The organism is Bacillus canaveralius (genome assembly GCF_002860125.1).
Lineage (GTDB): Bacteria > Bacillota > Bacilli > Bacillales > Cytobacillaceae > Bacillus_BJ > Bacillus_BJ canaveralius.
This window is the reverse complement of sequence record NZ_PGVA01000090.1, coordinates 1-9,167: the sequence shown is the minus strand read 5'-3', so window position 1 is coordinate 9,167 and position 9,167 is coordinate 1. Positions and strand designations below refer to the sequence as shown.

The window sequence follows — 9,167 nt, the reverse complement described above, 5'->3', positions numbered from 1 at the left end:
CAAAATAAATTTATTTGATTTGAGCTTGACAAATTCGCTTTTATTTAATGCAACGCTAGTGAGCATAAATACAGAAATATTTACTGTACCCATTTCCGGGAGCGCTTCAAGAGCGTTTTGGATAATATTAATAAACACCTGCTTCAGAGAGTTGACGTCACCATAAATAGCTGGAAGATCATCAAGAATAAAAAGATGGATTTCCTTGTTTTGCAAAATCGCTTCCGGCTGAAGAAGCTGAACAACTTGTTTCATCAATTCAGCTGCATCCAGGAACACCATTTTTTCACGATGCGGCTTTGCCATGGATAAAAATTCGGAAATAATATTGTCGATGCGATTTAATTCGTTCAAAATAATCGTCGTAAAAGCTGGATTAAACCCGTCTTTATCTGCTGACAATAGCTGGATAAACCCCTTAATCGGTGTTAGCGGATTACGAATCTCATGAGCAACTGCTGCGGCCATTTGCCCGACTACAGCCAATTTTTCTGATTTTCTTAACAGTTCATTCGTTTCAATTCGCTGTTGAATATCCCTGGATATTGAAATGAGTTCACGCAGTTCCCCGCTTTCTTCATCATAAACTGCTTTAATTGTTGACTCTACCCATATATAGGTGCCATTTTTGTGTTTGTAACGGTACGTGGCCAGTCCTGAATCTTTGCCGTTCAGGACTCCGTCATGAACATCCCTAACATGGGGCGTGTCTTCTTCATGGATAAACTCATACGGATTAGTTCCATAAACATCATGCGGTTTGTAGCCAAGAATTGTTTCCATAGAGGGAGATACATATAGATATGAACTGTCCACTCTGTGGACGACAATCATATCGGAGGAATGTTCCGCGATAAGCCGATATTTCTTTTCACTTTTCCTGCGGACCGTTTCCACTAAAACCTGTTCCGTTACATCAAAGATTTGCCATAATATGTACCGTTCCCCCGATTTATCATCGGTTATAAGAGATGCGTGCGTATGTCCGTGTACAGTCTGTCCGGTTTTCGTAATATATCTCTTTGCAATTTTATATTCGGTTCTTTTACCTGCTACAAGCTCATCTATTAAATTCAAATCATTGTCAGAGTCATCTGGATACTGGATATCCTGGCGGGACTTTTTCAGCAATTCTTCGTTTGTGTAGCCTAAATAATCGATAAACGACTGGTTGAATATTCGGTCCTGCAGCTCGATCGAATAAAGTTCCTGTGGAATTCTTGATTGGTAAAAAACTTCTCTAAATAGGTTGGACTTTAACATGTTTCCTCCGATAGCACTCGATGCATATATGTATATTTATCATATCATCTTATCACATTAAATTCTTGCTGCACTATGTCAATACCTTTAAATCTTTCATTCTTCAAATATGTTTGGAAAGATTTTTTCTGAAAAGCAAAAAAAACCTCCAAAAAGGAGGTTTCTAATTAATAGTTTAGGGTATATTCTATTAAAATGCTGTTTTTGCACCTAAATAACGAGGCTTCCAGTATGAATTATTCAGATCACTTATTTCTACTCCTCTGGATGAACCAGCGTGAATAAACTTGTTATTTCCAAGATAGATCCCTGCATGTGACGGACCGGATTTGTATGTTTCAAAAAAGACGATGTCTCCAGCACGAGGAGAGGATATGCTGGCTGTAGCGTTCCAGATTGAAGCTACAGTTCTTGGAATAGAAACACCAGCCTTGTTAAACACGAAATTTAAGTATCCGCTGCAATCAAATCCGGATGGTGCACTTCCGCCCCATTTATATGGTGAGCCGATGTATTTTTTCGCTTCTGTGATCAACCTGTTTACACTGCCGTTTGTTACCGAAGCCACTTGTTGCACTGGCTGAACGGCTACCGGTGCAGAGACAGTAGCCTGGTTATTAACCTTTAAAACCTGGCCGACCCGTATTAAATCGGAACTTAGATTATTGATAGCTTTTAATTGTGATAGCGATATCTGATGGCGAACTGCAATTTTTGATAATGTATCTCCAGCTTGGACACGGTAAGTACCGTTTGAAGAAACATTGGTTACAGGTGCGCTGGGAGCGGCACGAGTTCCTGTTACCTGAACTGTTTGCCCTGGATAAATCATATCCTTCTGCAAGTTATTCATATTTTTTAATTCACTTACAGAAATTCCATGTGCGTTTGCAATCCCCCATAAACTATCGCCAGATTTCACAATATATGTATTTCCGGAAGCTGTTACTGTTGACGGTTGTGTATTATTGCTCGGAGTAGTAATCGCAAGTTGCTGTCCTGTATAGATAAGCGAGCCTGATAGATTATTCCATGCTCTTAAATCGTTGACTGAAACATTATAACTTCTCGAGATTTCCCAAAGCGTATCACCAGACTTAACATTGTAAGAAATTTCACCGGCACTTGCTGACGCGCTAAAAAATGTAAATAAGATCCCGGCTGCCGCAGCAACTGTCAATAACTGTTTTTTCAATTCGCGAACACTCCTTAAATTTCTTTGACTTCCTTAGATTAGTAGGAAACATGTGACAAGGAAAGTCGCAAAATTTGGAGTGATTGGAAAATTTAATCATTAGTTACTTATATTCTCTTTTTTATCCTAAATTCACCTTTTTGAGCAGCCTGCCCGTTGTTAAAAAGTTTACTCTTTTATATCAAATCTAGTTTATTCGATTCATTTTTCGTTAAGGTTATATTTCAGTAGTATGACAATTGGGTCAAAAGATTTATCCCTAACAACTCCGATAGTCTCTTTTTACTGTTTTTCGAGAAATAAAGGAATTATTTTCAATTACATTAAAAATAAACCAGTAAAACATTTAAAACGATGAGAAAAAACTGGCATTAAAATCTTTATATGATTTCAGGTAATAATCTGCACCTGGTGTGTGATTTTGGAACAGGCATGTTTTAATTCCGAGCATTTTAGCAGGTATTATGTCTATCTCCCTGTCCCCTATCGCCAAATCGATTTGATGTTTTTCGTGCAGGTTGCGATACGAAGACGGATCAGGCTTGCGCGGAAACTCATCATCCCCGGCAACCATATCAGCAAAAAAATGATCCATGCGATGATATTTTAAGATATCCCAAACATCGTCCCTCTCTTTATGGGTCATAATCACGTTCTTGTTTGCATGGTTGAGTACATTTTCAACTCCCGGAAAGGGCACTACACCACATGCCTGCAACTTCCTTGCTTCGCTGCGGACTCGTACAATCTGCTTGTCTGTTAGCTGAAAATGCTCAAAAGCATGCGAAAACGACACCTTTAACTGCTCGAAAGCCTCCGCTTCGGAAATCCGGTTGTCTAGAACCTCTCTTAAAATTCTCGTGTAAGCTGGATATGTATTGATTAACGTTCCATCAAAATCCCAAAGAATATTCATGTGTTCACCTCTAATATGCAAGAGTAATTTTCTAAAATTCGACCTTTCTCCCCATTATACTCCTCTTCTTCATGAAAGAATATTTGTACCTCCGTTCCACAAAAAAATGCCTTCCGATTCGGAATGGCATTTTATTCCCAGTTTTCATAAACAATGTTTCCGCCAGTTACGTCAATTTTATTCCTTTCACCCTGATAATACATTTTTTCTTCCTTTTTTATAATTAATTTTTCGAAGGTGTGCAATTCTTTGCCATTCGGAAGCTGAATTACGACTTTTCGGCCAAGCTGTTGTTCGGGAGCTTCAATTTTGATCTGTGATTTCGCATAGTGATTAAAAGCGGCAAACAAGCCTATACAAACAATGATGGCAATAAACAAACCTTTGAAAAAGAAACTTTTCGGCTTAAGTTGATATCTCTCCGTCCTGCTCAAAATGAACCCTCCCTTAAGCAGATGATTTTGTATATTTTTTACATACCCAGCCCTTTCAAGCTTCTAAACTGTTCTGCCAAAAAAATTCACCTCTACATCATATGTTACCCGGTAAAAAAAATTGACAGTGAAATGGTACATTTTTGGCTTAGCTACATGATTTTCGGAAAAACAAGTATAATAAGAGAAACGAATGGAGAGGAGAATCACGATTGGTCTACCCGCGAATTGACGACACTGTACAGTTATTAAAGGAATTAGTTTCAATTCCAAGCCCTTCCGGAAATACATATGAGGTTATCAGTTTTGTAGAGGACTTTTTAAACGAGCTTGGCATAGAATCGAGACGCAACCGAAAAGGCGGGCTGCTTGCGACGATTCCGGGAAAAAATACGGAAAGTCATAGAATGCTGACAGCCCATGTTGATACTTTAGGAGCGATCATCAAAGAAATTAAGCCGAGCGGACGGTTAACACTTGATCTAATCGGCGGATTTACATATAACTCGATTGAAGGCGAATACTGCGAGATTGAAACAAGTTCAGGAAAAAAGTACACAGGTACAATTCTCATGCACCAAACCTCTGTCCATGTATATAAAGATGCAGGAAAAGTAGATCGAAATCAGGCTAATATCGAAGTTCGCATTGATGAAAAGGTGAGCAGCGCAGATGAGGTTCGGACACTGGGCATTGAGGTTGGCGATTTTGTTTCGTTCGATCCGCGCGTCGAGGTTAAATCGAGCGGATTTATAAAATCACGGCATTTGGATGATAAAGCAAGCGTTGCTTTGCTTCTGCAACTAATTAAGGAAATAAAGACCAGGCAAATAGATCTGCCATACACAACGCATATCCTGATTTCCAACAACGAAGAAATCGGTTATGGCGGAAATGCCAACATCACTCCGGAAACCGTTGAATATTTAGCTGTTGATATGGGAGCCATGGGTGATGGGCAGCAGACTGATGAATATACGGTGTCGATTTGCGTAAAAGACGCAAGCGGACCGTACCATTATCAACTGAGAAAAAACCTTGTCAAATTGGCGGAAGAAAACAACATTGGATATAAGCTTGATATATATCCATACTACGGTTCTGATGCATCGGCTGCGATTCGCTCGGGCCATGATATTGTGCATGGCCTGATCGGACCAGGTATTGATTCTTCCCATGCATATGAGCGAACGCATCGAGATTCGCTTGAAAACACCGCAAAATTGCTTTATCACTATGTTTTATCGGCAATGATTTTTGAATAGTACAGAGCAAGCAATCAACGGCCAGGCATGGATGCCCTGGCCGTTGTCTTAATAACATTATACTTCAGCTTCTTCGAGCCATTGTTCATCCGCATCCGGCCTCATTCCGTCCTGCAAATCATTGATCGTCAGGCCCAAAGGCATCTGTAAATGCGGATAATCCTTAAAATGCTGCCAATCGCCGCCCCATTCAAAGCCCAGCTTTTTTGCAGCTTTCACCACTTCCATCCAATCGGCTTTCGCATTGCCATTTCCGTCATATTCCATATCCCAAATAACGCCGCCATTAGGTGTTTCGAGCGCAAAATCGACCGCTAATCCAAAGTTATGAAAGGATTCCCCACCTTTTGCATGGGTGACAATATCCCCTTCAGCCGTCCTGCCTTGTTCATACAGCGCATCCTGTTCTTCAATACTCCTGAACCCTTCTGTTATCACAATGGATATCCCAACATCAGCCATCATCGTAACAAGCTCATTTGTTTTATCTTCAATAAGTGGATGTAATTTTACAGGCATCGGCGCATCTTTCTTCGAAAAGAGGTTGGTTGTGCTATTTGTCTGTTCTACTTGTGTACTATAAAAGTTATAAAAAAGCAAAATCCCAACTGCTATCAGTAAGAATAGCAACAAGTTTGCCATGCGTTTTAACATTACATGTTTCCTTCCAGTAGTTTAATATAGTTATATTATTATATTAACATTTTGAAGATGGATTGTTGTCAATTTAAATTTGAAGCGAAGCGGGCCTAGCAAAAAATCGGAGCTCGCAGCGAAACGCCCTGCACATTAAAAAATTTATATATTTTTGGCTTTAATTTTAAAAAAATACTCAAAAAAAATCCAGAATTCGAGTAAATAGCAGATTTTAGTTACAATAAATTACAATATTTTCTATAAAACTACCAAATGAAGCACCCAGGAAAAACAATTAAGCGAAAAATAGCGGGAATTAAGCCAAAACTTGGATTAATTAAGCGAAAAATTCAAGAATTAAGCGAAACTGAGCATTAATTAAGCGAAACGAAAATATGAACGATCCCGGCTCTACTCCAGGTAATTTTTTGCACCAAAAAACCATTCCACATCTACTTAAAGAGCGGAATGATTTTTTCACTTACATCAAAGCCAGATTCGTCTATTTTCGTCTCTTTTCGTAAATCCAGCGGCATCTAGCCGTTCCAAAAAAGGGATCATATATTTGCGGGACAAATCAAGAACATCTTTGGCATCGCCGACTTCAAAAGAAGCTCCAGTATTTTGCTTTAATTTTTCAACAGCGTGATGAAAATGATCTCCATACCAATAATATTGGTCGTCAAGCGGCACAATCAAACCTTCGTTTTCGAGGTGATGCTTCAAATCGCCGACTAAATGGTCAGGAATACCCGCATTGGACACGTAATCTTGAAAATACCGTACCTTCAACCCATCCTTTTTCAATTCTTCCATCAGATTTTCCGTTCGCTTTTGCCAATTTGGCGGCACATGCGGGGAAAAGTCGGCAAGAAACACAAATTGATCACGCCTGCCAAACGCTCCATTGGCAGTTCCTTGTTCGATCACATATTCTCCCAGCTGCTTTGGAACGGCCTTATCGATTGTTTGCAACAGCTCAGCCTTGTTGATTCCGGCTTTCATCGGCTGCGCCTGGTGAAAATCGCTTAAGCGGTCGTATACTTCCTCTTCCAGCTGGTGGACTAACGACTGTAATGTATAATCCTTGCCATTGAACAATATAAATTCCGGGTTACTCAACTCTGAATCCAGTGTTGTTTCATCCAGTGCGGTTCTTTTCATAAGCTCGAAAACCGGCAAGGCTTTTGCCTCGGCCAGGGCAGCGATTATCCGGTCCTTCGGGGTCCCTGCCTTCTTTTTCTCTAGTTCCTCAATCGTATCATTTCCATACCGGTACTTCTCACCGTGCGGATCAATCACCCAGCCGCCGCCGATTGTTTCCTGCGGGCTTGGCCGCCTTATAATAAACCGGTCATTCCGCTTTGTTACGATTTCCTCATCAAGACGGAGCTGGCAAAGAATTTCGCCGTTTTCTTCCTTTAACTCGTTCCGGTCGAAAAAGACGATCCGGCCCATCACCTCAGCAGTGCCAATATGGCATTTGATTGGCATCCGCTGTTTGACGATGTGTTCGAGATCCGGAGCGACACGAATCGCCACATCAATCGTCCGGGTCACAATAAAATGTTCGGAAGAGACAAGAACATCGCCCCTTTCAATATCCTCTTTTGCAACACCTGAGAGATTGATGGCGGCCCGCTGCCCGGCAAACGCCCTTTTAGCAGGCTGGTGGTGAACCTGGAGCTGCCGTGCACGTACATCAACACTTTTCGGCATAAGTTTAAGGGGCTGGCCTTCCTCAACCGTTCCTTCATACACAGTCCCACGAACGACCGTACCCTGGCCTTTAACCGTAAACACCTGATCGATTGGCAGCCGGAACGCTCCGCGAATATCTCTCATTTCCTGTTGTTTTAATGTATGTATGATTAAATCCTTTAGATCTTCAATCCCTTTACCTGACAAGCTATCAACCAGTACATAAGGAGCATCTTCAAAGACCGTGCCAGCCAACTCTTCAAAAATATCTTCTTTGACCAGTTCAATAAATTCTTGTTCAACCCGGTCGATTTTTGTAATGGCGACAATTCCATTGCGTATCCCCAGAAAACCAAGAATATCAAGATGTTCCTCTGTTTGCGGCATCACACCTTCATCGGCCGCGACAACGAGAACGACAAGATCTATTCCAGCGACTCCAGCAATCATCTGCCGAATAAAACGCTCATGTCCAGGAACGTCAATCACTGAAATTTGGATTTCTTCATCCTCATATAAAGGTGCAAATCCAAGTTCAATCGATATTTGCCGTTCCTTTTCTTCCTTGAGGCGGTCTGTATCGACATTCGTTAAAGCTTTCGTTAACGATGTTTTTCCGTGGTCAATATGACCGGCCATCCCGATCGTAAAATATCTTTTATCCAATATGCCACCTACTTTTTTTAACAACATTTCATTATATTTAATTTTGGATGTCTGAAGCCTATAACGACATAAGGGCGCCGATTGCTCCGCAATATTCTCCGTGATCCAAAAATATATGTTCAAGCCCGACCATTTTCTTATAGGATGCCAGACACTGTTTTAAAGGTTCGTTTCCAGCCAGTGTGCTGCCAATATAAACGATTTTCGTTGCTTGATTGGCAACCGCCGCCTGCATGCTCAGCAAAATAACCGTTTCGCCGATCATGTTGATGACTGATGCGATTCGATCTTCACTTGAACTGTCAGGATTTATGCTTCCCTTGGCAAAGTTGCTTGCTGTCAGGTTCCCATCAATGGGCGGTTCCTGCGGGAAGTAAATATCCTTAACAAGCATGTCGACATTGCCTTTTTCGCCTGTTTCAGCGAGCTTGATAAGCCGGGAATAATCTGTTTCACCGGTTAACAAAGCGCCAAGTCCCATTAAGGTGCCTCCGCCGATCCCGCTGCCGAGAATTCGGGAATAGTTGCTGCCCTCGACAACAAACCATGAAGTGCCTGTACCGATGTTAACGATAATAAATTTCTCATCCAAATTGATTTGCTCATCTTTTAAGAAATAGACGGCACCAGTACAAGCAGCATCAAATTCCGGGAAAATAAATCCTCGTTGAAAATACTGCTCTTTTAGCAGCGCCGATTTGCCGCCTGTCAAGGCAACTGCGGCGTCCGGTGCAAGCATTTTCAGCCAGCCTAAAGCTGAATCAAGATCAGCGATCGGATATTTTCTATAATGGAAAGAACCGGATTGCTCGTAAGCGATTTTAATCAAAGAACCGCCTGCGTCAATCCCTATCTTCTGGACACTCATCTGTACTCCTCCAAATTATGTAATCCCTTACATTGTATAAATTTTCTGGATTATTGGCTAATAATCAGTTTTTGAGATGAATCAAAATTGTGTATCTTTCTACTCCTACCATGCCATTATAACCATGTTCAGAGAAATTGGCGATTAGCAATTTTCTTTCAGTATGAGTAAAATGTTTGTAGGAGAATTATTTCCCTTCTCATCCAGATAATGGCGTAGCCGT

At 41.0% G+C, this 9,167-nt stretch carries 8 protein-coding genes; 1 reads left to right on the top strand and 7 read right to left on the bottom strand.

Going from position 1 to position 9,167, the window contains the following annotated elements:
- From CU635_RS22505 to CU635_RS22490, 4 genes are all read right to left on the bottom strand, one after another.
- Nucleotides 1–1,263: PAS domain S-box protein (locus tag CU635_RS22505; protein ID WP_142383183.1), on the bottom strand; the 1,263-nt coding region annotated here is incomplete at its 3' end.
- A 190-nt stretch (nt 1,264–1,453) separates the two neighbouring features.
- A complete protein-coding gene (locus CU635_RS22500) occupies nt 1,454–2,458 on the bottom strand; it encodes a C40 family peptidase (RefSeq protein WP_101579592.1) in 1,005 nt (334 codons plus the stop codon).
- Between the two features lie 346 nt (nt 2,459–2,804).
- Nucleotides 2,805–3,374 carry an HAD-IA family hydrolase gene (locus tag CU635_RS22495; RefSeq protein ID WP_101579591.1) on the bottom strand — a complete coding sequence of 190 codons (570 nt, stop codon included), beginning with the start codon at nt 3,372–3,374 and terminating at the stop codon, nt 2,805–2,807.
- A gap of 131 nt (nt 3,375–3,505) precedes the next feature.
- Complete coding sequence (locus CU635_RS22490; RefSeq protein ID WP_180956650.1) at nt 3,506–3,808, bottom strand: hypothetical protein; 303 nt, start codon at nt 3,806–3,808, stop codon at nt 3,506–3,508.
- A 227-nt stretch (nt 3,809–4,035) separates the two neighbouring features.
- Here CU635_RS22490 and CU635_RS22485 point away from each other — a divergent pair, with 227 nt between their 5' ends.
- Entirely contained in the window at nt 4,036–5,073 is a 1,038-nt protein-coding gene (locus CU635_RS22485; protein ID WP_101579593.1) for a M42 family metallopeptidase, read from the top strand.
- Nucleotides 5,074–5,130: 57 nt separating this feature from the next.
- On the opposite strand, the gene CU635_RS22480 is transcribed toward CU635_RS22485, so the two are convergent.
- The 3 genes from CU635_RS22480 to coaW form a co-directional block, all read right to left on the bottom strand.
- On the bottom strand, nt 5,131–5,727 hold the full coding sequence (locus CU635_RS22480; RefSeq protein ID WP_101579589.1) for a M15 family metallopeptidase: 597 nt from the start codon (nt 5,725–5,727) through the stop codon (nt 5,131–5,133).
- A gap of 468 nt (nt 5,728–6,195) precedes the next feature.
- Nucleotides 6,196–8,103: a selenocysteine-specific translation elongation factor gene (gene selB, locus CU635_RS22475; RefSeq protein ID WP_101579588.1), complete on the bottom strand. Its 1,908-nt coding sequence runs from the start codon at nt 8,101–8,103 to the stop codon at nt 6,196–6,198.
- Nucleotides 8,104–8,134: 31 nt separating this feature from the next.
- Complete coding sequence (gene coaW, locus CU635_RS22470) at nt 8,135–8,944, bottom strand: type II pantothenate kinase (protein WP_101579587.1); 810 nt, start codon at nt 8,942–8,944, stop codon at nt 8,135–8,137.
- Nucleotides 8,945–9,167 lie beyond the last annotated feature (223 nt).